Origin of the sequence: Streptomyces coelicoflavus, assembly GCF_003112555.1 — a bacterium.
Lineage (GTDB): Bacteria > Actinomycetota > Actinomycetes > Streptomycetales > Streptomycetaceae > Streptomyces > Streptomyces coelicoflavus.
In genome coordinates, this window is record NZ_BEWB01000016.1 from 62728 (window position 1) to 83583 (window position 20856).

22 protein-coding genes are annotated in these 20856 nt (G+C 72.4%); 13 read left to right on the top strand and 9 right to left on the bottom strand.

Annotated features, from left to right (window positions below):
* The first annotated feature begins 34 nt into the window (after positions 1 to 34).
* Positions 35 to 199: a hypothetical protein gene (locus Sco07f_RS39865; protein ID WP_159107010.1), complete on the top strand. Its 165-nt coding sequence runs from the start codon at positions 35 to 37 to the stop codon at positions 197 to 199.
* A 309-nt stretch (positions 200 to 508) separates the two neighbouring features.
* Here Sco07f_RS39865 and Sco07f_RS33295 read toward each other — a convergent pair whose 3' ends face one another.
* On the bottom strand, positions 509 to 1075 hold the full coding sequence (locus Sco07f_RS33295; protein WP_007446105.1) for a sigma-70 family RNA polymerase sigma factor: 567 nt from the start codon (positions 1073 to 1075) through the stop codon (positions 509 to 511).
* 152 nt (positions 1076 to 1227) lie between these two features.
* Here Sco07f_RS33295 and Sco07f_RS33300 point away from each other — a divergent pair, with 152 nt between their 5' ends.
* A complete protein-coding gene (locus Sco07f_RS33300) occupies positions 1228 to 2133 on the top strand; it encodes a LysR family transcriptional regulator (protein WP_007446095.1) in 906 nt (301 codons plus the stop codon).
* A 123-nt stretch (positions 2134 to 2256) separates the two neighbouring features.
* On the opposite strand, the gene cuyB is transcribed toward Sco07f_RS33300, so the two are convergent.
* Both cuyB and cuyA read right to left on the bottom strand, forming a co-directional pair.
* Positions 2257 to 2994, bottom strand: a complete 738-nt coding sequence (gene cuyB, locus Sco07f_RS33305; protein WP_244942190.1) for a cysteate racemase — start codon at positions 2992 to 2994, stop codon at positions 2257 to 2259.
* Positions 2991 to 3998 (bottom strand): D-cysteate sulfo-lyase, encoded by a 1008-nt coding sequence (cuyA, locus tag Sco07f_RS33310; protein ID WP_108990048.1) that lies wholly within the window; start codon positions 3996 to 3998, stop codon positions 2991 to 2993. The genes cuyB and cuyA overlap by 4 nt, the downstream gene beginning before the upstream one ends.
* Before the next feature lie 186 nt (positions 3999 to 4184).
* Between cuyA and Sco07f_RS33315 the strand changes: the two genes are divergently transcribed.
* The 6 genes from Sco07f_RS33315 (at position 4185) to Sco07f_RS33340 (ending at position 10048) form a co-directional block, all read left to right on the top strand.
* Complete coding sequence (locus Sco07f_RS33315) at positions 4185 to 5486, top strand: dicarboxylate/amino acid:cation symporter (protein WP_108990049.1); 1302 nt, start codon at positions 4185 to 4187, stop codon at positions 5484 to 5486.
* Between the two features lie 311 nt (positions 5487 to 5797).
* Positions 5798 to 6379: a sigma-70 family RNA polymerase sigma factor gene (locus Sco07f_RS33320; RefSeq protein ID WP_244942191.1), complete on the top strand. Its 582-nt coding sequence runs from the start codon at positions 5798 to 5800 to the stop codon at positions 6377 to 6379.
* Positions 6364 to 7068, top strand: a complete 705-nt coding sequence (locus tag Sco07f_RS33325) for a hypothetical protein (protein ID WP_007446092.1) — start codon at positions 6364 to 6366, stop codon at positions 7066 to 7068. The genes Sco07f_RS33320 and Sco07f_RS33325 overlap by 16 nt, the downstream gene beginning before the upstream one ends.
* A 134-nt stretch (positions 7069 to 7202) precedes the next feature.
* On the top strand, positions 7203 to 8750 hold the full coding sequence (locus Sco07f_RS33330; protein ID WP_108990050.1) for a YncE family protein: 1548 nt from the start codon (positions 7203 to 7205) through the stop codon (positions 8748 to 8750).
* A gap of 41 nt (positions 8751 to 8791) precedes the next feature.
* Entirely contained in the window at positions 8792 to 9535 is a 744-nt protein-coding gene (locus Sco07f_RS33335; protein WP_108990051.1) for a DUF1775 domain-containing protein, read from the top strand.
* Between the two features lie 63 nt (positions 9536 to 9598).
* Positions 9599 to 10048 (top strand): ATP-binding protein, encoded by a 450-nt coding sequence (locus tag Sco07f_RS33340; protein ID WP_108990052.1) that lies wholly within the window; start codon positions 9599 to 9601, stop codon positions 10046 to 10048.
* 22 nt (positions 10049 to 10070) lie between these two features.
* Here the strand turns inward: Sco07f_RS33340 and Sco07f_RS33345 are convergent, their stop codons facing one another.
* Entirely contained in the window at positions 10071 to 10727 is a 657-nt protein-coding gene (locus Sco07f_RS33345) for a response regulator (protein WP_108990053.1), read from the bottom strand.
* Positions 10715 to 11920: a sensor histidine kinase gene (locus tag Sco07f_RS33350; protein ID WP_087793134.1), complete on the bottom strand. Its 1206-nt coding sequence runs from the start codon at positions 11918 to 11920 to the stop codon at positions 10715 to 10717. The genes Sco07f_RS33345 and Sco07f_RS33350 overlap by 13 nt, the downstream gene beginning before the upstream one ends.
* Before the next feature lie 275 nt (positions 11921 to 12195).
* Between Sco07f_RS33350 and Sco07f_RS33355 the strand changes: the two genes are divergently transcribed.
* Positions 12196 to 12435 carry a hypothetical protein gene (locus tag Sco07f_RS33355; protein WP_087792624.1) on the top strand — a complete coding sequence of 80 codons (240 nt, stop codon included), beginning with the start codon at positions 12196 to 12198 and terminating at the stop codon, positions 12433 to 12435.
* A 32-nt stretch (positions 12436 to 12467) separates the two neighbouring features.
* Here Sco07f_RS33355 and Sco07f_RS33360 read toward each other — a convergent pair whose 3' ends face one another.
* Genes Sco07f_RS33360 through Sco07f_RS33370 form a run of 3 tightly spaced genes read right to left on the bottom strand, consistent with a single transcriptional unit; the run spans position 12468 to position 15560 of the window.
* On the bottom strand, positions 12468 to 12995 hold the full coding sequence (locus Sco07f_RS33360; RefSeq protein WP_087792625.1) for a copper chaperone PCu(A)C: 528 nt from the start codon (positions 12993 to 12995) through the stop codon (positions 12468 to 12470).
* On the bottom strand, positions 12992 to 15286 hold the full coding sequence (locus Sco07f_RS33365; RefSeq protein ID WP_108990054.1) for a heavy metal translocating P-type ATPase: 2295 nt from the start codon (positions 15284 to 15286) through the stop codon (positions 12992 to 12994). Before Sco07f_RS33365 ends, Sco07f_RS33360 begins: the two co-directional genes overlap by 4 nt.
* Positions 15287 to 15296: 10 nt before the next feature.
* Positions 15297 to 15560: a hypothetical protein gene (locus Sco07f_RS33370; RefSeq protein ID WP_108990055.1), complete on the bottom strand. Its 264-nt coding sequence runs from the start codon at positions 15558 to 15560 to the stop codon at positions 15297 to 15299.
* 260 nt (positions 15561 to 15820) lie between these two features.
* On the opposite strand from Sco07f_RS33370, the gene Sco07f_RS33375 reads away from it, so the two are divergent.
* The 4 genes from Sco07f_RS33375 (at position 15821) to Sco07f_RS33390 (ending at position 19550) form a co-directional block, all read left to right on the top strand.
* Entirely contained in the window at positions 15821 to 16477 is a 657-nt protein-coding gene (locus Sco07f_RS33375; protein WP_108990056.1) for a sigma-70 family RNA polymerase sigma factor, read from the top strand.
* A gap of 134 nt (positions 16478 to 16611) precedes the next feature.
* Positions 16612 to 17658, top strand: a complete 1047-nt coding sequence (locus Sco07f_RS33380; RefSeq protein WP_167468300.1) for an ABC transporter substrate-binding protein — start codon at positions 16612 to 16614, stop codon at positions 17656 to 17658.
* Positions 17659 to 18765 (top strand): FecCD family ABC transporter permease, encoded by a 1107-nt coding sequence (locus Sco07f_RS33385; RefSeq protein WP_108990058.1) that lies wholly within the window; start codon positions 17659 to 17661, stop codon positions 18763 to 18765.
* Positions 18762 to 19550, top strand: coding sequence for an ABC transporter ATP-binding protein (locus Sco07f_RS33390; protein ID WP_108990059.1), 789 nt, complete (start codon positions 18762 to 18764; stop codon positions 19548 to 19550). The genes Sco07f_RS33385 and Sco07f_RS33390 overlap by 4 nt, the downstream gene beginning before the upstream one ends.
* A 181-nt stretch (positions 19551 to 19731) precedes the next feature.
* Here the strand turns inward: Sco07f_RS33390 and Sco07f_RS33395 are convergent, their stop codons facing one another.
* Positions 19732 to 20814 (bottom strand): alpha/beta hydrolase family protein, encoded by a 1083-nt coding sequence (locus Sco07f_RS33395; protein ID WP_108990060.1) that lies wholly within the window; start codon positions 20812 to 20814, stop codon positions 19732 to 19734.
* Positions 20815 to 20856: the final 42 nt, after the last annotated feature.

A 20856-nucleotide genomic window follows, 5' to 3' on the forward strand; every position in this document is an offset into this window, starting at 1 on the left:
GGGGGGTGCAGGGCTGCTGACGGCCGGTTACGTGATGGTGGCCGGGGCCGTCGCCGCCGCGGGGCTCTTCCTGCTCGCGGCTGCCTTCCTCTACCACGACGGCCAGGAGGACCGGGGGCTTCGTCTGTGGGCGCCCGCCGTGACGGCCGCGGTCATGCTGTGCGTCGCCGTGGCACTGCCGCTGACCGGCGTCGGCTGAGCCGACGGGACGTACCGACAGGCGTTCCGGCACGCCGGGAAGGTGTGTTGGCTGAGCCGGCCCGGAACACCCACTCCGTCGGTGCTCCCACCGGCCGGCTCAGCCGGCCCCCGGCCCTGGCGGATGCGGCAAGGAATCCGCCAGAGCCGTGCCACGCGCGGCCGGGGAACCGTGCGCGGCGTCACCGCCGAAAGCGCCGCCCCCCACAGGCGAGAGCGACATCCGGCTTCCCACACCCCGCACAACGGGCTGGTCAGTGGTTCGGTTCACCGGACGGGACGGAAATCTCGGTCCGTGCCGGGCGCCGCGTCAGACGTCGAGTACCCCCTGGTCCTCCAGCGCCTTGCGCAGCGCCCGTATGGCGTAGAAGGCGCGGCTCTTGACCGTGCCGGACGGGATGCCGAGGTACTCCGCGGCCTGGTCCACCGTGTACTCCAGGTAGTACACGAGCCCGATCACGGTGCGCTGCTGTTCATTGAGGTCCAGCACCGCGTTGTGCACCACGTGGAGGGTGAGCTCGTGGTCCGGACGCTCCCAGACGGCGTCGAGCTCCTCGGCGGGCACCAGTTTCAGGGGCCTGAGTCCCGCGGCCCGGTGATGATCGGTGACCAGGTTCCTGACCACGGTGAACAGCCACCGCCGCAGGTGCTGGTCATGACCGCGAAAGACGTCCGCGTGCGTCCAGGCGCGGGCCGCGGCCTCCTGGAGGACGTCCTCCGCCTTGTGCGAGTCCCCTCCCAGCAGCCGTGCCGCGTAGCGCAGGAGCGAGGGGCCGTACTCGTCGTAGACGCCCCGGACGAAGCCGTCGCGGTCGGCGTCCGGGGTGGGACGCCGGGGTCGGGCGGGGCGGATGCCCGCCTCCGTGATCCCGTGCATGGGTGGTACCCAATCTTGTGCCGCCGGTCGTGTGGGGGTCACTCCCGTCCCGGACCGGGAGATTGGAACCCATACTCTTCGCACGCCCTTGGCCGGACGTTGTCGTTCGCTTGCCTGCGGCTGTCCGCACACGGTCTCGCTAGACTCCGTTCGTGGACATCGGCTGGCTGGAAAGCTTCCTCGCACTCGTCGAGCACGGCAGCTTCACGCGCGCCGCGGAGGCGCAGCACGTGAGCCAGCCCGCCTTCAGCCGCCGGATCCGCGCGCTGGAGATCTGGTTCGGCGAACCGCTGGTGGACCGCTCGACCTACCCCGTGAGCCTGACTCCGGCGGGCGTCAAGGTCCGCGCCGGCGCGATCGAGACCGTGGCCGCCATCGGCGCGGTCCGCGACGAGATCCGCGGCCGGCAACGGGCACCGCGGGGTGCCGTGCGGGTCGCGGTCACCCACACGCTGGCGACGACGTTCTTCGCCCAGTGGTGGGCGCGCTGCGGCGAACAGGGGCCCGTGCCCTGCGTCCTGCTGCCGTCCAACACGCTCGACGCCTACGACGCGCTGTTCCACGGTGGCTGCGACCTGCTGCTCGCCTACGCGGATCCGTCCCTGCCGCTGAGCATCCCGGTCGCCGACGTCGAGTGGATGGTGCTGGCGGACGACGTGCTCGCCCCGTACACCTCGGTGCGGGACGGGCAGCCCGGCTTCGCGCTGCCCGGCACCGCGGCCCGTCCGGTCCCCGTGGTCACGCACAGCCAGGGTGCCTTCCTCGGCCGGGTGACCGAGCGGGTTCTGGCGGACCGGGATCTGCACCTCGCACCCGTCGCGCAGAGCGACTTCACCTCCGGGCTGGCGGCGCTGATCGGCGCGGGGCTGGGCGTGGGCTGGCTGCCCGCCCGGCTGGTGAGCGCCGAACTGGCCGCGGGGACACTGCGGCAGACCGGTGACGCGTCGCTGACGGCGCGACTGGAGATCCGGCTGTACCGGGTGCCGAGCGACAAGGTGCCCTCGCGTGCGGCGGCCATCTGGCACCGGGCCGCCGAACTCGCGATGACCGATTCCTGACCGGGGCAGGTCCTCGACCGGCCCGGGTGCCGTCCTGCGTGTCAGGTCGCCGGACGGCACCCGGGCCGGCCCCTCCCGGCCCCTCCCGGCCGGTCCCCCGCCCCGGCCGGGACCCCGGCGTCCCTAGCCGGCCCTGTACCCGCCCGTCGCGGGCGGCGTGCCTCGGCACTCCCGGATCACCGCGTCGGCCAGCAGATCGGTGGGGTCGAGGAGTTCCGGGCCGCCCGCCGGGGTCAGGTGGCGTGCCGCCAGGGGGAGTTCGGTGCAGGCCAGGACGATCGTGCTCGCGTCGGTGCGGGCCATCGCGCGTACCGCGTTGTCGAGGTGCTGGCCGGCTGCCCTGGGGTTGCCCTGCTTGACCTTCTTGATCGCGAGGTCGACCTGCCACTGCGTCGTCTCCTGCGGCAGCACGACGTCGAAGCGTTCCGCGCGCAACCGGTTCTGGTAGAGACCCGAGGCCAGCGTGGCGCGCGTGCCGAGCAGGCCGATACCGCCCGCCGCGCCGTCCCGCCGCTCCAGTTCGGCCACCGTCTCGCCGACCATGTCCAGGAACCGCAGCCCCGAGTCCCCGACGAGGGCCGGCAGGAAGACGTGCGCGGTGTGGCACGGCATCACGGCGACGGTCGCACCGACGTCGCGCAGCCGCCGCGCGCCTTCCAGCATGGCCGGGTAGGGGTCGGTGGTGCCGCCCAGTACGGCCCCGACCCGGTCGGGGACGGTCGGGTCGGCCCAGATCGCGACCCGGAGGTGGTCCTGGTCGCGGGTGACCGGTGTGCGCCGGATCAGCTTGGCGTAGAACTCGGCGGTGGCGGCCGGTCCCATGCCGCCGAGGATGCCGACCAGGTGCTCGGGCCCGCTCACGGCGTCTGGAACGTGGACCGGTAGCCGAACAGCGCCGCGCTCCCGCCGGTGTGCAGGAAGACGACGTTGTCGTCGGTGGCGAAGCGGCCCTCGGCTATGTTGCCCAGCAGACCGGCGAAGCCCTTGCCCGAGTAGACCGGGTCGAGCAGGACACCCTCGGTGGAGGCGACGAGGCGGACCGCCTCGATCATGGAGTCCGTCGGCACGCCGTAGCCGCCGCCGACCCAGCGGTCGTCGACCAGGACGTCGTCCCGCGTGACCACGCCCTCGGCCCCGATCAGGGCCGCGGTGCGTTCCGCCAGACCCAGGACGGCGGAGATCTGCTTCTCCTCCGGCTGCCGCACACTGACGCCGAGCACCTTCGCCGGGCTGTGCATCGCCCGCAGCCCGGCGACGAGGCCGGCCTGGGTGCCCGTGCTCCCGGTGCCGTGCACGATCCAGTCGACGGGCACGGGGGCGGCCTCCAGTTCCTGGGCGCACAGGACGTAGCCCACCGCGCCCAGCGGGTTGGAACCGCCGCCGGGAATCACGTACGGGCGCCTGCCCGCCGCGCGCAGTTCGTCGGCCAGCATCTCCATGGCCTCCTGCATGTCGGTCCCGGCCGGTACGCGGTCGACGACCTCCGCCCCGAGCAGTTCGTCCAGGAGCACGTTGCCGGAGAGTTCGTACTCCTCGTCGCGTGACTGGCGCTTCTCGAGGAACAGCTTGCACTCCATGCCGGCGCGGACGGCCGCCGCGGCGGTCTGCCGGGCGTGGTTGGACTGGGTGGCGCCCTGGGTGATGAGGACGTCGGCGCCCTGCTGGATGGCCTCACCGACCAGGAACTCCAGCTTCCGCGTCTTGTTGCCGCCGGTGGCGAGCCCCGTGCAGTCGTCGCGCTTGATCCACAGGTTGGGCACCGAGGCATGGCTCTGCCGCAGATGGTCGGTCAGCCGCTCCATCGGTTCGAGGGCGGTCGGGAACTGTCCCAGAGGAAACCGCGCGAAACGTGCCGTCTGGACCATGGAATGCTCCTCTACAGGTGACCTCGGGCGAATGTGCCAACAGTTAAGCCGCCGGGTGAACCGCTGTCCAATGTCTGTTTCGGCACCGGTCATGCGCAGAACGCATGACACGTTCCTTCTTCTTGACCTGAGGGGTTCGGTCCCGCCAAATGTCTCCTCACCGGCAAGGGAAAGGACCTGTTGCTCATGTCGAATTCAGGAACGGTCGTCGCGGAGAATGCTCCGCCCGCCGAGAGCCGCCGACGACGGATCACGCTGCCGCCCCTCGGCGTGCAGGTCCTGATCGCGCTCGTGGTCGGCGCCCTGCTGGGCGTGGCCGCGCCGGCCTTCTCCGACGAGCTGAAGATCGTGGGAGACGGCTTCATCCGGCTGATCAAGATGACCATCGTTCCGCTGATCTTCCCGCTCATCGTCGTGTCCGTGGCGCGCATGGAGTCGGCGAAGACCGTGGGGCGCATGGCCACCAAGGCGCTGCTCTACTTCGAGATCGTCACGACGGTGATTCTGGCGTTCACATTGTTCGCCGCCTTTGTCTCCGGAATTGGAAAGGGTGCGAATCTGGGATCGGTCGACCCTGCCGACACCGAGGGAATAGGCCGGAGCGTCGATCTGAAGAACCTGTTCCTGCACATCATTCCCGAGAACGTTTTCGCGTCGGCGGGCGAGGGGGAACTGCTGTCGATCCTCTTCTTCGCGGTCTTCCTCGGGATGGCACTGACCAAGATCGGCGACAAGGCCAAGCCCGTGGTCGCGGTCTTCGACGCCGTCGCCGACGCGATGTTCCAGATGATCACGTGGATCATCAAGCTGACCCCGCTGGCCGTCGTCGCGTTCGTCGCGTACAACACCGCTCACTACGGCTGGGACCTGGTGGTGAAGCTGGCGGTGTTCGTCCTCGTCTTCTACGCCGCCGTCCTCGTGGTCCTCGTCGTGCTGTTCCCGCTCATCGCCGTCGTGTTCCGGGTGCCGTACGTCCGGATGCTGCGCGCGGTCGGGGACCTGCTGTTCCTGTCGTTCGTGACGCGCAGCTCCGAGGTGGTCCTCGCGCCGCTGATCGAGCGCCTCGACAAGTTCGGCGTGGACCGGAAGGTGTCCTCGTTCACCCTGCCCCTCGGCTATTCCTTCAACGCCGACGGCGCCACGATGTACGAGGGCCTCGCGGTGGTCTTCCTCGCCCACGCCTACGGCGTGGAGCTGACGGTGCCGCGTCTGATCACCACCCTGCTGGTGCTGATGCTGCTGACCAAGGGAATCGCGGGCGTTCCCTCGGCCTCGATCGTCGTGCTCTTCTCCGCCGGCGCGACCATCGGGCTGCCCGCCGAGGGGATCGCCATCCTGCTGGCCGTCGACTTCGTGGTCGACATGGCACGGACCGGTCTGAACGTCACCGGCAACTCGCTCGCCGCTCTCGTGATCGCGAAGTCGGAGGGCCGGTTCACGGACCGGACCAAGGCCGCCGACCCCGCCGCCGAGAAGGTGGAGGTCTGACCGCGGCCGACGACTCTCGTCGGCGCCCTTGACGCCCCCGTGACCGTGGCGTCGGCGCCGCCGCACCCCTGTGACTGTGACCGGGCCCGTGCCACCGCTTCCCGCGGTGCTCGGGCCTCTCACGTGTCCCGGTGCACCCGGGATCAGCGAATGCAAGGATGTGACCTGCGTGTTTTCCGCCGTACCAACAAATTTTCAAGCTCTTTCAACACGGATGTCGAAGGCCGCGTATCCCCTGGTGACCACATCGTCTGCGGAAATGGACGGCATCATGGCCCCCTGGCACGGATCGGACGCGGACGGCCGTGTCGGTGAGCGGTAGCCCCGTGAAATGGCTGCGCGGACGGTTCGCGTCGAAGGACACGGAGCCGACCGCACTGCGCACCGACCGTGAGGTGCAGGCCGCCTACGATCTCTACGGCGGTGAACTCTTAGGGTTCGCGTTCAAGGCACTGGACGACCGGCAGCTCGCCGAGGACGTCGTCCAGGAGACCTTCGTCCGCGCCTGGAAGTCGCCCCGCGGCTACGACCCGAGTCAGGGATCCATGCGTACCTGGCTGTTCGCCATCGCCCGGAACGCGGTGGTGGACGCCATCCGGCGGCGCAAGGTCCGCGAAGGGACCGGCTTCTCCTCGTGGGACGCCGTGTCCGAGTCGTCCTCGGCGTTCGACCCCGTCGATCAGCTCCTGGAGCGGATCCAGCTGGGGGAGGCGCTGGAGCGGCTGAGCCCGCAGCACAGGGAGGCGGTGGTGGAGGTGTACTTCGGCGGTCGTACCTGCGCCGAACTGGGGGAGGAGCTGGGAGTCCCGGCGTCCACCATGCGCAGCCGGCTGTACTACGGCGTGCGGTCGTTGCGGCTCATCCTCGAGGAGAACGGGTGGCTGGCACCATGAACAAGGAATGCGTACCCTTCCGGCCGCTCCTGACCGAACACCTGCTGCTCGGGACGCCTCTGCCGGAGGAACTGTCCCGGCACGTCGACCAGTGTCCCGACTGCGCCCGCGAGGCCGCCGAGGCCGAGGACGTGGTCCGCACGATGCGGCGGGTCGACCCCTTCGCCGACTGGACGGGGGCGCGGACACCGGGGGCGCGCACCGGGCCCTCCAGCGACCTGGGTGACCGTATCCGCCGGATCGTGGCCGAGCCGGAGCCCGCCCCCAGGCCCCGCTACCGGCGCCGTATCGCCCTCGGTGTGTCCGCCGCCTTCGTCACGGCGGCCGCGGCGGTCGTCCCGCTCACGCTGGACCAGGACCAGCCGCCGCCCGCGACGACGGCGTCCGTGGAGCTCGTCCGTGACGGAGGGATGGTCGAGCGCCCCGGAGGCACCGAGGTGCCGGTGGTGCTGTCCGGGCTCAAGAAGGGCGAGACCTACCGGATGGTGACCGTCAACGCCGAGGGCACGCGCATGCCGGGCGGCAGCGTACGAGCCGATTCCGACGACGAGGTGTCCACCCGCATGATGACGGCCATGCGCCGGGACACCATCACCGCGCTGCTGGTCGAGGACGAGTCGGGGCGCGTGGTGACCCACGTCCGCGTGTCGCCGCCCGACCCCTCCCCGTCCGCCTCCCGGCAGGCCTGACCACCCGGCCGGGACCGCACCCACAGACCAACTGACGCCGCGTTCACCGGGCGCTCGGGCGACTCGTCGTACCCGGAGCCCCCGGCGGTTCGCCCTGCCCGAAATCAACAGTCGACAGACAACGGAGACCACAGATGTCTACTGCGCGTCGCGCAACATGGATGCTCATCGCCACGCTGGGAGTGGGCGGCGGCGGTGTCGCGGCCGCCTCCATGGCGCAGGCAAGCCCCGAGCAGACGATGGCCAAGGCCGGTGCCACGGACAAGCACCGCCCGATCCCGGTCTCGGGCCGGGACCGGCTCTACACCGCCGACCAGTCGTCCAACACGGTGACGGTGATCGACCCCTCGACCAACAAGACGCTGGGCACCATCGCCCTGGGCGACCAGCGCGTCGGCAGCACCTTCAGCCCGCAGTACAGCGGTGACTCCGGCGTGCACGGCCTGGCCTACTCGCCGGACCGCCGGCTGCTGGCCGTGGTGAGCGTCACGAGCAACACCGTCCACATGGTCGACACCCGGACCAACAAGGTCCTCAACACCACCGACGTGGGCCGCGCCGCGCACGAGGGCAGCTTCACCGCCGACGGCAAGGAGTTCTGGGTCGCCAACCGCGGCCGCGACACGGTCTCCATCGTCGACACCAGGCACGGCGGCGTCACCGGCACCGTCCGCGTCGGCGACGGCCCCTCGAAGGTGCTCATGAGCCCCGACGGCCAGTACGCGTACGTCAACTTCACCAGCAAGGCCGAAGTCGACGTGATCGACGTGCGCTCCCGCAAGATCACCAAGCGCATCACCGGGCTCGGCGCCACCTTCTCCTCGGACCAGGCCATCTCCCCCGACGGCAAGCGGATCTGGGTGTCGCACAAGCGTGACGGCAAGATCACCGTGCTCGACCTCGAGCGCAACGAGGTCGTCACGGTGCTCAACACCGGCCCCGACACCAACCACCCGCAGTTCGTCGACAACCGCAAGGGGAAGTTCGTCTACCTGACGATGGGCGGGCTCGACGAGACCTGGGTCTACAAGCGGACCCACGGCGCCCCGCAGCTCATCACCAAGATCAAGAATGGCGGGCATGCCCCGCACGGCGCCTGGGCCAGCGGTGACGGCTCCCGCCTCTACGTCGGCCTGGAGAAGTCCGACGCGGTGGACGTCATCGACACGGTCACCAACAAGGTGGTCGACACCATCGCGTCCGGCCAGGAACCGCAGGCCATCGTCTACGCCCCCCGGGCCACCAACCGGGCCGGCAGCGCTCCCAACCTCGGCCGGCAGGGACTGGGCCAGCAGGCCCACAACGTGCCGACCACCCTGCCCGACGGCAAGCGCGGCGACACCCTGGACCCGGTCAAGGGACGTGTCCTGGAGGCCACCGTCCGCCCCGTGGCCGGACTGGACATGATCCAGCTCCAGGCGCGCGGGCTCAAGGCGGACACCGTCTACCAGGCCTACTCCGTGGCCGCCGACGGCAAGAAGACCCTCCTGCGGACGTTCCCCACCGACAAGGAGGGCAAGACGCCCATGGCGCTGTCCTTCGGCAGCTTCAACGGCGAGAGCATCGCCGTGGAGGTCAAGGGCGCGGTGAGCCCCGTCCAGAAGGCGGCCTTCGCCTCCCAGGCCAGCGGCCACAGCCACGGCGTGAAGACCGCCGACCTCCTGTACTGCGACTGCTGCTGACCCCGCTCCCGACACCGACACCGACCTGAGAGGACGTTGCCATGTCCCGCCGCACTCGACGGCGCATCACCCCACTGATCACTGTCGCCGGGGCGGCGGGCGCGGTCCTGCTCTCGGCCGGCGCCGCCACGGCCCACGTCCGGGTCATCGGCGACGTCATCCCCGGCAAGCCCGCCACCCTTCAGTTCCGCGTGCCCAGCGAACTCGCCGAAGCCACCACCGTCCGCATCACGGTCGAGGTCCCCACGGACCTGATGATCACCTCGGTGCCGAAGCTCGACGGCTGGAACCAGGAGACGCTCCCGGGGACGGGCGGCAAGGGCACGCAGCTGGTCTGGACGGCGGAGCAGGGGCACGAGATCCAGCCCGCCCAGAGCGAGACCTTCCGGGCGAACGTCGGCCCCGTTCCGGACCGGTACTCCCTGACCTTCAACACCGAACAGACCTACTCCAACGGCACCTCCGTCGCGTGGAACCAGCCCAAGACCGGCGACGAGGAACCGGAGTTCCCCGCACCGGTCCTTGTCGTGGACCCCGAGGCCAGCCCGCCGCCCGGCTCCGCCGACGGCGCCCAGCAGCCGGGCACCTCCGCATCCGTCCCGGCTCCCTCCGTCGGTGCTCCTTCCGTCGACGCGGCGACACCCGCACCGGCCGCCGCCGAGGAGTCCGACTCCGGCTCGTCCGGCCCGCTGATCGCGGTGATCGCAGCGGGAGTCGCCGTGGCCGCCGGGCTCGCCGTCGCTGTACTGCGACGGCGCGGCGCGCGGGACGGCTCGCACGCGTAACACCCCGTCCGGCCACCAGGACACTCGGCCACGGTCTTGCCCCGACTCCGAGAAGGCGACCCGATGTCCCACCCGGCACTGTTACCGAAGAGCGGCGACGCCGACCCGCCGTCCACCCCGGTCCCCGGGCGGGCCGTGGTGGACATGCGGGCACGCGAGCAGGGCGTCCGCGCCGCCCGCCGCTTCACCGCGGCCGTCCTGGCCCGCTGGGGAGTGCACGGGGAGCACGGCGAGGCGGCCGTGCTCATCGTGAGCGAACTCGCCACCAACGCGGTGCGCCACGGCCGGTCCGACCTGACGGTCGCACTCGCCCTGGCCGGGGACACCCTGCGCATCGACGTCACCGACCACGGCGCGCCGTCCGCGCCGCCCCGGCCGCCCGCGCCCGGCGAATGCGGGCGCGGCCTGGACATCGTCGGCTGCCTGGCCGACCGGACCGAGACGGTCCGGCATCCCTGGGGACGACGGGTGAGCGCCGTGATCGGTGTCGGCGGCCCGGGTCCGGCCGGATGACGCCCCGAGGGCGGCGGACGGGTCAGGGGCGGCGGGCGTTCTCCAGGTAGTGCAGGATCGCGGCGACCCGCCGGTCGACCTGCTGGTTGGGCGCCAGGTCCAGCTTGGCGAAGATGTTGCGGATGTGCTTGTGCACGGCCCCGTCCGTGACGACGAGGCGCTGCGCGATGGCGATGTTGCCGAGCCCCTCCGCCATCAGCGCCAGCACGTCCCGCTCACGCGGCGTCAGACGCTCCAGACGCACGTCCTGACGCGAGCGGGTGAACAGCTGCGAGACGACCTCGGGGTCGATGGCGGTACCGCCGGCGGCCACCCGGTGCAGCGCGTCGAGGAACTCCTCCACCCGCCCGACCCGCTCCTTGAGGAGATAGCCGATGCCGCCGACGCCGTCGGTGAGCAGATCGGTGGCGAAGCTCTGCTCCACGTACGCGGACAGGACGAGCACGGCGAGCCCCGGGTGACGGCGGCGCGCCTCGACGGCCGCCCGGATGCCCTCGTCGGTGTGGGTGGGCGGCATCCGCACGTCGAGGATCGCGACGTCGGGCCGGTGGGCGTCGATGGCGTCCAGCACCTCGTCGGCCGAGCCCACCTTGGCGACCACGTCCAGCGACTCCGCGCGCAGCAGCAGCGCCAGCCCCTCCCGCAGCAGGGGGTCGTCCTCCGCCATCACGATCCGCATGGGAAATCCACCTCGAGAACAGTCGGTCCGCCGCGCGGACTGGTCAGGCGCAGCACACCGTCGTGTGCCGCGATACGGCGCCGGATGCCGGTCAGCCCGGACCCGCCCGCCTCGTCGGCGCCGCCGTGGCCGTCGTCCTCGACGCGCAGCAGGAGCCGTCCGCCCCGGCTGCGCACGGTGACGGCGACGTCGGTGGCGCCACTGTGCTTGGCGACGTTGGTGAGGGCCTCGGCCACCACGAAGTAGGCGCTGGCCTCGACCGAGGCGGGGCACCGCTCCGGGAGGTCGACGTCGGTGCGGCAGGGCACCCCGCTGTTCGCCGCGAGACCGGAGAGCGCTCCGGCCAGGCCCCGGTCGGCGAGGACGGGCGGCAGGATGCCGCGTGCGACGGCCCGCAGCTCGGACAGTGCCTGTTCGGCGGCCGACTGGGCGCGTTCGAGGAGCTCCTCCGCGCCCGCCGCGTCGCGGGCCACCATGCGGCGGGCCGCTCCGAGCAGCACGGTGACGCTGACCAGGCGGTTCTGCGTGCCGTCGTGCAGGGACCGCTCGATCCGGCGCAGTTCGACGGCGTGGGCGTCCAGCGCGGCGGCCCGGGTCGCGGTCAGCTCGGCGATCCGCAGGGAGAGGTCGGTGCCCGGACCGGCCGCCAGGAGGCGCACCGCGGGCCGGGCCTGAAGCCGGGCCAGCCCGGGGCCCAGCCCCAGGATGATGGCGATCCACCCCACACCCAGCAGGGACACCACACTGGCCTGCGCCCACGAGTCGGCGGTGCCGAACCCCAGCGACGTGCTCGTGGCACCCGACGGGGCGAGCGGCCACACCAGCGGGAAGAGGGTGTCGCGGACGGCGAAGACCGGCAGCAGCAGCCCGAGCAGACCGGCGAGCAGACCGAACGTGGCGTGGACCGCCAGCCAGCGCAGCTCACGCCGGGTGGTGTCGTCGGCCAGGGCGAGCCGCAGCCGCACGGGCGCCGGATCCGGGGCGACGATCTCGACGCCGTGGCGGGACAGGCGCCCGCGTTCGCGGCGGGCGAGCGCGTGCACGGCACGCAGCAGGGCGGGCGCGAGCAGCAGCCCGACGCCCGCCAGAGAGGCGACGGCCGTCAGCGCGAGCAGGCCGAGGAGCGCCAGGGCGAGGACGGCCGTGCCGAAGCCGCCCACGAGCTGCCTGAGCGCGGCGAGCGCGGCGGACAGACTGCCGAGGACGGCCGACTTCCAGGACTGATCCGGGCCGGTCCCGCTCGGGGCCGCCGGTTCGTGTGTATGCCGGGCGGTCACGTTTCGCCTTTCACCGGCCCTCCAAGTACGCCGTCACCCTATGTGCCGTCATGGCCTGTGCGGAGGGGCGGCGGGAAAAGGTACAGCCTGCTGTACCACCGATCCGGCGGCCTGAGGGATCGGCACGGGATGTGACGGTCCGTAGCGTCGAAGACCTCGCACTGTTTCTCCTCACCCCTCACGGAGCAGCCATGACCTACCCGGACCCCGCACAGCTTCCGCCGGTCTCCGTCCGTGGCGGGACACCGCAGGAGGGCGCCGACGGGGGAGTGGCCCGCACCGTGCTCTGGGTGGTCCTCGTGGTCAGCGTCGGGGGCAACACGGTGGCCTCCTACGCCGGGGCCGGCACCTGGGTGCACCTGGTCGCGGGTGTCGTGACCGCGGTGTGCGCCACCGTGCTGGCGGTGCGTCGGCTGCGCGGCGGACGCTGAGGGGTCGGAACACACCTGTGGCTGACGGCGGTTCATGCCGGTGAGGCTCCCGGCGGCGTGACCACCGCGAGGGCGTCGACCTTGCCGCGGCGTTCGAAGCGCAGGGTGAAGCGCACGAGGTCGCCGGTGCGCCAGCCGGGCCGTGCCGTCAGGGTCACGTCCACACCGTGCGGGGACATGGACAGCCGGTCGCCGGCCGGGACGCCGACGGAATCCAGGGACTCCTTGGACGCGGCGCCACTGGGCGTCATGAAGTGCCGGCTGAGGCCGGCCTCCCGGCCGGAGTAGGTCACCGCGACCAGCCGGTCGTCGGTGTCACCGGTGTTGGTGACGTCGAAGTACGCGGACGTCTCCGTCGTCTCGCCGAACGGCAGGAAGACCCGGCCGTAGGCGACGTCGATCCGCACGGTGGGACGGCCCGCCCCGCCCGCGCCGGCCCAGGCGGTCAGGCCGCCGAGGGCGACGCCGCACGCTACGACGGGGGCGAGGGCGGCCAGCGCGGTGTCGGTCAGCCGGCGCCGGGACAGGCGCCGCAGGAGTGTGTTCATCGGGACGGTCATCGGATCCTCCTGCGTGCGGGCGCGGGCTGCCAGGCGCGCAGCCGCAGACTGTTGCCGACCACCAGCAGGGAGCTGAGCGACATCGCCGCGGCGGCCAGCATGGGGTTCAGCAGGCCGACCATGGCCAGCGGCACGGTCACCACGTTGTAGCCGAAGGCCCACACCAGGTTGGTCCGGATGGTGCGCAGGGTGCGCCGCGCGAGTTGCACCGCGTCGGCCAGGGCGTCGATGCTGCCGCGGGACAGGGTCACGTCGGCGGCGCCGATGGCCACGTCCGTGCCGCTGCCCATGGCGATGCCGAGGTCGGCGCCGACGAGTGCGGCGGCGTCGTTCACACCGTCGCCGACGACCGCGACCCGGTAACCCTGCTCCCGCAGCTCCCGCACCAGGTCCGCCTTGTCCTCGGGGCTGCGGCGCGCGTACACGTCGGTGACACCGAGAGCGTCGGCGACGGCCTGTGCGGGCGCCTCGCGGTCCCCGGTGGCGAGCACCGGGCGCACTCCCAGCCGCCGCAGCCGTTCCACGGCCCGGTAGCTGCCGGGCCGTACGACGTCACCGACCTCGATCAGGGCCTGCTCCACCCCGTCCACGCACACCAGGACCGGGGTGTGCGCGGCCTTCTCGGCCGCCGCCAGCGCCTCGGCGAGCGGGCCGGACAGGTCGTCCCCGGGTGCCAGGACCTCCACCCGCCGGTCCTCCACCCGCCCGGACACCCCGCGCCCGGTCAGCGCCCGGAAGTCGTGGACCTCGGGCAGGTCCTCGCCGGGCAGTTCCCGGCGCGCGTGCGCGGCGACGGCGCGGCCCAGCGGATGCTCCGAGCCCTGCTCCACCGCACCGGCCAGCCGCAGTACGGCGTCCTCGTCCAGCCCGCCGGGGACCGCCGTCACCCGGGCGACGCTCATGTGCCCGGAGGTGAGGGTGCCGGTCTTGTCCAGGACGACCGCGTCGAGGTGCTGGAGGCCCTCCAGGGACTGCGGCCCCTTCACGAGCACGCCGATCTGGGCGCCGCGGCCGGTGGCGGCCATGAGCGCGGTGGGCGTGGCCAGACCGAGGGCGCAGGGGCAGGCGACGACCAGGACGGCGACGCACGCGGTGACGGCCGGCTGCGCGTCGGCTCCCGCGCCCAGCCAGAAGCCCAGCGTGGTCACGGCCAGCGCCAGCACCACCGGAACGAAGAACCCGGCGACCCGGTCCGCCAGCCGCTGCGCCTTCGCCTTGCCGGCCTGGGCGTCGGTCACCAGCTGCGCGATCCGGGCGAGTTGGGTGTCGGCGCCGACGGCGGTCGCTCGCACGAGCAGCAGCCCGCCGGCGTTGACCGCTCCGCCGACCACGGCCGAGCCCGGGCCCACCTCGACCGGCTCGCTCTCGCCGGTGACCAGGGACAGGTCCACGGCGGAACTGCCCTTCACGACCTGGCCGTCGGTGGCCGCCCGTTCACCGGGGCGGACCACGAAGACCTGTCCGACGGTCAGTTCCTCCACGGGGACGAGCCGTTCGGTGCCGTTCTCGCGGACCGCCACTTCCTTGGCCGTCAGCCGTGCCAGCGAGCGCAGTGCCTCCCCGGTCCCGCGCCTGGCCCGAGCCTCCAGGTAGCGGCCCGCGAGCACGAACAGCGGGACGCTGACGGTCGCCTCGAGGTAGATCGCCGGGGCGTCGGTGGCCGCGCCGGGCAGCAGCGAGAAGGCCATCTCCATGCCCGGTTCGCCCGCACCGCCCAGGAACAGCGCGTACGTGGACCACGCGAAGGAGGCGACCACACCCAGGGACACCAGGGTGTCCATGGTCGCGGCCGAGTGCCGCAGTCCGCGCAGGGCCCGCACGTGGAACGGCCACGCGCTCCAGAAGACGACGGGGGCGGTGAGGGTGAAGCACAGCCACTGCCAGTTCACGAACTGCAGCGCGGGCACCATGGACACGGCGAGCACGGGCAGCGAGAGCAGGGCGGTGACCACGAGCCGGTGGCGTTCTTCCCGGTCGGCCCCGCCCTCGCTCCCGCCGCCCGGTCCTGCGGTCTCGCCCGCGTCGTCCGCGGGCCGCGCCCCGCCGGGCGGCTCGGGGACGGCGGCGGTGTAACCGGCCCGCTCCACGGCCGCGACGAGTTCCTCGGCGCCGATGTCCGCGGGGTGTTCCACGCGGGCCCGGCCGGTCGCCAGGTTGACGCTGGCCGTGACCCCTTCCAGCTTGCCGAGCTTCTTCTCGACGCGGTTCACACAGGCCGCGCAGGTCATGCCGCCGACGGTCAGGTCGGTCGTCACCGTGAGCGGGCCGGTGGCAGTGGGTTCGGTGTCCATCGGTGCCTCCTCAGCTCATTCCGCCCATGTCCATGTCCTGACCCCCGCTGCCGCCGCCGTCCCCGCCCGCGCCGCCGTTGCCGGGAGCCTCGACGCCGGTGTCCGACGAGCCCGACATCCCGGGTGCGACCGGGCCGGCGACCGACCCGACGGCGTACGACACCGCGAACATCAGCGCCAGCAGCAGGAGGAAGCCGTACAGCACCGGGGGCGGAGCGAGCGCTCGGGCCGACGTGCCCGCCTCCGGGGACTTGGGTCGGGATTCGGCCGTCACGGGTTCTCCAGGTCGCTCGTGGTGCGCGGCGTCGAAGGGATCGAGCCGCGTTTCCTGAGGAGTCGGGGAGCTCGCGGCGTGAGTTCCTGGGCGGGCGCGTGGCGCGCGTCACAGGGGCGGCGTACGGGCGTCACGCACGCCGGTCCGCTTCAACGTTTCGCCGCAAGGGCGCGTAAACCCGAACGACACCCGGGGCCGCGCTCCCGGGCGGGAGGAGACCCCCGCAGACAGCAGGTGCCCGGTGCGAGGAGCTGGTGGCGATGACCCCTGAACGGCCCCACCCAGGCCGGTGTTCCGCCGTCGGCCGCTCCGGGAGGCGGCACTCGGCGGCCTCCGACGCGGAGGCGACCCGGCTCGCGCTGGCCGCCAGGGACGGCGACGCCCGCACGGCCGACCTGTTCGTCCGGGCGCTCCACCACGACGTGCGCACCTTCGTGGCCCACCTCAGCCCCGACCCGCAGGAGGTCGACGACCTCACCCAGGAGGTCTTCGTACGGGCCCTGGTCGGCCTTCCCCGGTTCGAGGGACGGTCGGCCGCCCGCGTCTGGCTGCTGACCATCGCCCGGCGCACCGTGGTGGACAGCTTCCGGTACGCCGCGGCCCGGCCCCGGCGCGCCGACCGGGAGGACTGGTGCCGTGCGGCCGAGGAGGCCCAGCCCCGTGACCTGCCCGGCTTCGAGGAGGGCGTCGCGCTCCGGGAGTTGCTGGCGACCATCCGCGCGGACGGACGCGACGCCTTCGTCGTCACCCAGCTCCTCGGCTTCCCCTACGCCGAGGCCGCCACCATCCTCGGCTGTCGCGTCGGCACGGTCCGCTCCCGCGTCGCGCGGGCCCGGACCGCGCTGGCCGGACTGGTCGGGGAGGCGGAGGCGGAGGCGGAGTCGGAGTCGGGGGCGTCGGCGCTCGCCGGTGCCTGAGTGCCGGGCCCCCACGGGTGTCAGAAATCCCGAACGGCCGGGAACCCGGCGCCCCGCCACCACGACCCCTTGTGCGGAGCCGGCTGGCAGGGCTTCTCGATCGCACCCGACCATGGAGGTTGAACGTGTCCGGAATGTGGCGCCCGGTCAGTGGTGCCGTGCTCGCCGCGGGGCTGCTCACCACCGCCTGCGGCGGGGGCGGCGGCGGAAGCGCGTCACCGGCCGCGCAGGGCGCCGGCCCCCGGGTGTCGGTGGAGAACTGCGACGGCGAGAAGGCCACCTTCGACTCGCCCCCCGGCAGGATCGTCACGAGCAACGCGTCGGCACTGGAAATGCTGCTGCGGCTCGGGGCGGGCCCCAAGGTGATCGGCACCGGATTCCCGCCGGGCAAGGGGGCGTTGCCCGACGAGCTCGCCGGTCAGGCCGCCGACGTGCCGGTTCTCGGCCGGACGGTCATCCCCAAGGAGAAGCTGCTCGGTTCGGGCGCGGACGTCTACGTGCAGACGTTCCGGCCTGCGAACGGCACCTCCACCGGCCCCCGCCCCGAGGAGTTCGACGCGGCCGGTATCAAGGTGGTGGAGCTGCTCTCGACCGCCTGTGCCGCCGAACACCCCGGACCCCAGAAGGACCTGTCCGCGGTCATGGGCGACATCGAGCGGCTCGGAACCCTCACCGGGACGTCCGGGCGGGCCGACGAGATCGTGGCCGGGATGCGCGCGAAGGTGGACGCGGTGGGGGAGCGGGTGGCGGCCGTGCCGGAGGCGGAACGGCCCACGTACTTCGTCTTCGACTTCGACGCGGGTACCAGACAGCCCAGCGCGGTGTGCGGCGGGCAGGTGGCCAACGCGGTGATCACCCTCGCCGGGGCCCGCAACGTCTTCCGCGACTGCGACGGCACCTTCGAGAAGACCGGCTGGGAGGACGTCGTCGCCAAGAACCCCGACTGGATCCAGCTGACCGTACGCAACCGGGGCAGCGCCGAAGCGGACGAGAAGGCCTTCGACGAGGCCGAGCGGTTCCTCACCACCTTCCCCGCCACCCGAGGGCTGACCGCCGTCAAGAAGGAACGGTTCCTGCGGATCCGGTCGGAACGGATGACGACCCCGTCCGTCGCCAACGCGGAAACGGTCGAGCGGATCGCCCGCACCCTGTACCCGGACGAGTTCCAGGACGTGCGGTAGATGCGGACGGCTCCGTCGGCGGACGTCGACGAGGCACGCGGGAAAGCACCAAGGGCGGCGGAGTCCGGCGACCGGGACGCCAGGACCGTCCCCGTCGGCCTGCTGCTCTCCGGCCTCGCCGTGACGCTGCTGCTGGCGCTCACCGCGGCCGTGTCCTGGGGCTCCTCCGGCGTCCCGTTCACCGACGTGTGGTCCACGGTGCTGCACCGGCTGACCGGCGGGCAGCCGCGGCCGGGTACCCAGGACCTGATCGTCTGGCAGCTGCGGGTGCCCCGCGCGCTGCTCGCCGCCGTCGTCGGGGCCGGACTCGGCGTCGTCGGCACCGCCGTCCAGGCCCTGGTGCGCAATCCGCTGGCCGACCCCTACCTGCTGGGCATCTCCAACGGGGCCTCACTGGGAGCCGTCGCCGCCATCGTGCTCGGCGCCGGCACCGGGGGCCTGCTCGGGCTCGGAGTCTCCGGCGCCGCCTTCCTCGGCGCCCTGCTCTCCTTCGCCCTGGTCTGGGCAGTGGCCCGGCGCGGCGGCGCGTTCTCCCCGCTGAGACTCGTGCTGGCCGGGGTGGCGATCGGCCAGTTCCTGTCCGGGTTCACCAGCTACCTCGTCCTGCGGGTGGGCGACGAACAGCAGACCCAGGGCGTGCTGTTCTGGCTGCTGGGCAGCCTCGGCGGGGCCCAGTGGAGCACCCTCGCCCTGCCGGCCGCCGCCGTGCTCCTCGGACTGCTCGCCCTCCAGGCACGGGCCAGGGCCCTGAACGCCCTGCTGCTGGGCGACGAGACCGCCGCGGGCCTGGGCGTGGACGTGGCCGCGCTGCGCCGGGAACTGTTCGTCGTGACCAGTGTCCTGACGGGCGTCCTGGTGTCGGTGTCCGGTGCCGTCGGCTTCGTGGGGCTGATGGTGCCGCACCTGTGCCGGCTCGTCGTCGGCGGCGACCACCGCAGGCTGCTGCCCGTCTCCGCGCTGACCGGTGCCGTCCTGCTGGTCGTCGTCGACATCGTCTGCCGTACGGCACTGCCGTCGACGGAGCTGCCGGTGGGCGTGGTCACCGCCTTCGTCGGTGCTCCCGTGCTGCTGTTCCTGCTGGACCGCCGACTGGAGCGCGCCCGATGAGGATCGAGGTGGAGGGCCTGCGGGTCGCCTACGACGGCCGTACGGTGGTGTGCGGGGTGGATCTGTTCGCCGCACCCGGGGAGATCACCGGGCTGATCGGCCCGAACGGCAGCGGCAAGTCGAGTGTGCTGCGCACGGTCTACCGCCATCTGCGTCCCGCCTCCGGGCGGGTCCTGCTCGACGGCACCGACCTGGCGACGCTGTCCCCGGCACGGTCCGCCCGCCATGTCGCCGCGCTGCCCCAGGAGCGGGGCGGCGACTTCGAGTTGACCGTGCACGAGGTGGTGGCGATGGGCCGTACCCCGTACAAGCGGGCCTTCGCCGGTGAGGACGACGGGGACCGGGCGATCGTCGCCGACGCCCTGGACCGGGTGGGCATGGCGCGGTACGGCACCCGCGCGTTCTCGGCCCTGTCGGGCGGGGAACGGCAACGGGTGCTGCTGGCCCGCACCCTGGCCCAGGACCCGGACGTGCTCGTCCTGGACGAGCCCACCAACCACCTCGACGTACGCCACCAGGTGGAACTGCTGGCCCTGCTGCGCGCGCAGCACCGCACGACGCTGGTGTCCCTGCACGACCTGAACGCGGCCGCCTCGGTCTGCGACCGGCTCCATGTGCTGCGCGCCGGTGAGGTCGTCGCCTCCGGCACCCCGCTGGAGGTACTTACCCCCACACTGATCGCGGACGTCTTCGGAGTGCGGGCGGCGGTGATCGGACATCCCCTGACCGGCGACCCGCTGATCGCCTTCGACCACACGGCCACTGTGGCCGCACCACCGCCGTAGCCAGGGCCGATTCGCCCGTCGGCCGGCGTGCGGCGGCCGGCGTGCGACGGCCGCTCGTGGTGGCACAGGCTGTACCGGGAAACGTCACGCAGGCGTCATCGTGACGCGTCGTCGGTTCGCCTAGCCTGATGATGCGGTGGTGTGCGGGGGCCCGCACACCACCGCATCGCCCGTGGGCGAGTCACCGCACGGCCGGTACCACCCGAGTCGTCGACGGTCCGCCCGGCAGCGGCTGTACGCCGGTGAGGACCGCCAGCCCCTGCCGGTCGCCCTGGAGTTGGCTGCCGAAGAAGGCGGTCGCGTAGGCGGTGAGCGCGCCCTGCTGCCGGGCGGGAGTCACCTGCCGGTCCGGGCAGGTGCTGTCGTCCTCGCCGAACAGGAAGGGCGGCGTCCACGTCGTGTTGAAGAAGTTGTGGTTCGCGTCGTGGAGCGACACGGAGTAGTCGGTCGCCCGGTTCCGCCCCGTGACGTCGTCCAGGTACTCCTGGCCGGCCTCGCGGACCGCTCCGTCGCAGCCACTGGTGACCACGGCGAACGGGAGCCGGGTGACGAGTGTGTCGCTGTTGTCGCCCTCGGGGTCGTCGAACTTGACCGGCGCGAGTGCCAGGACGGCACGCACACGCACCCCCGCGGGCCATTCGCCGCGGTGCTTGTCGGACGCCTGCCACATCACGCCCTTGCCGCCGCGCGAGTGGCCCAAGGTGCCCACGCGGGTCATGTCGACGTGTCCGGCGAAGCGCGGTGCGACCGGGTGCCCCGCCCGGTCGACGAGCCGGTCGGCCAGGGGTCCGCCCCGGCCCGCGGCCAACCGCTGCCACAGACGCAGGTGTTCGTTGACGAGCCGGGCACGGTCGCCGTAGTCGAAGGACGTCTGGTTGATGCCGTCGACACTGATCGACGCGACCACGAAGCCGCGGGCGGCCAGCGCCGCGCCGAGGTAGTCGTACCCGCGGTGGCTCGGGAACGGGCGGGAGCCGGACGGACAGGGCCAGGTGGCGGCGTCCATGCGGTCGCAGGCCCACCACGAACCGTGCGCCATGACGATCAGCGGGGCCCGGCCGGTGAGGTGCCGCGGGTAGTGCACCACCGCGCGCACCTCGCTCACCGTGCCGGTCTGCGGGTCCCGGAAGGCCGTGTCGCCCAAGTCGTACTCGGCGACGGCGACGGCGACCGGATCCCGGTTCTCCTGCGCGGTGGCGGAGGCCTGAGCCCCTGTCGTCAGGATGCCGGTGAGGAGTAACAGCCCTGTCAGCAGTCGGAACAAGGATCGGAGGGAAGTTCTCATGCCGGCTAAGAGCGGGCGGAC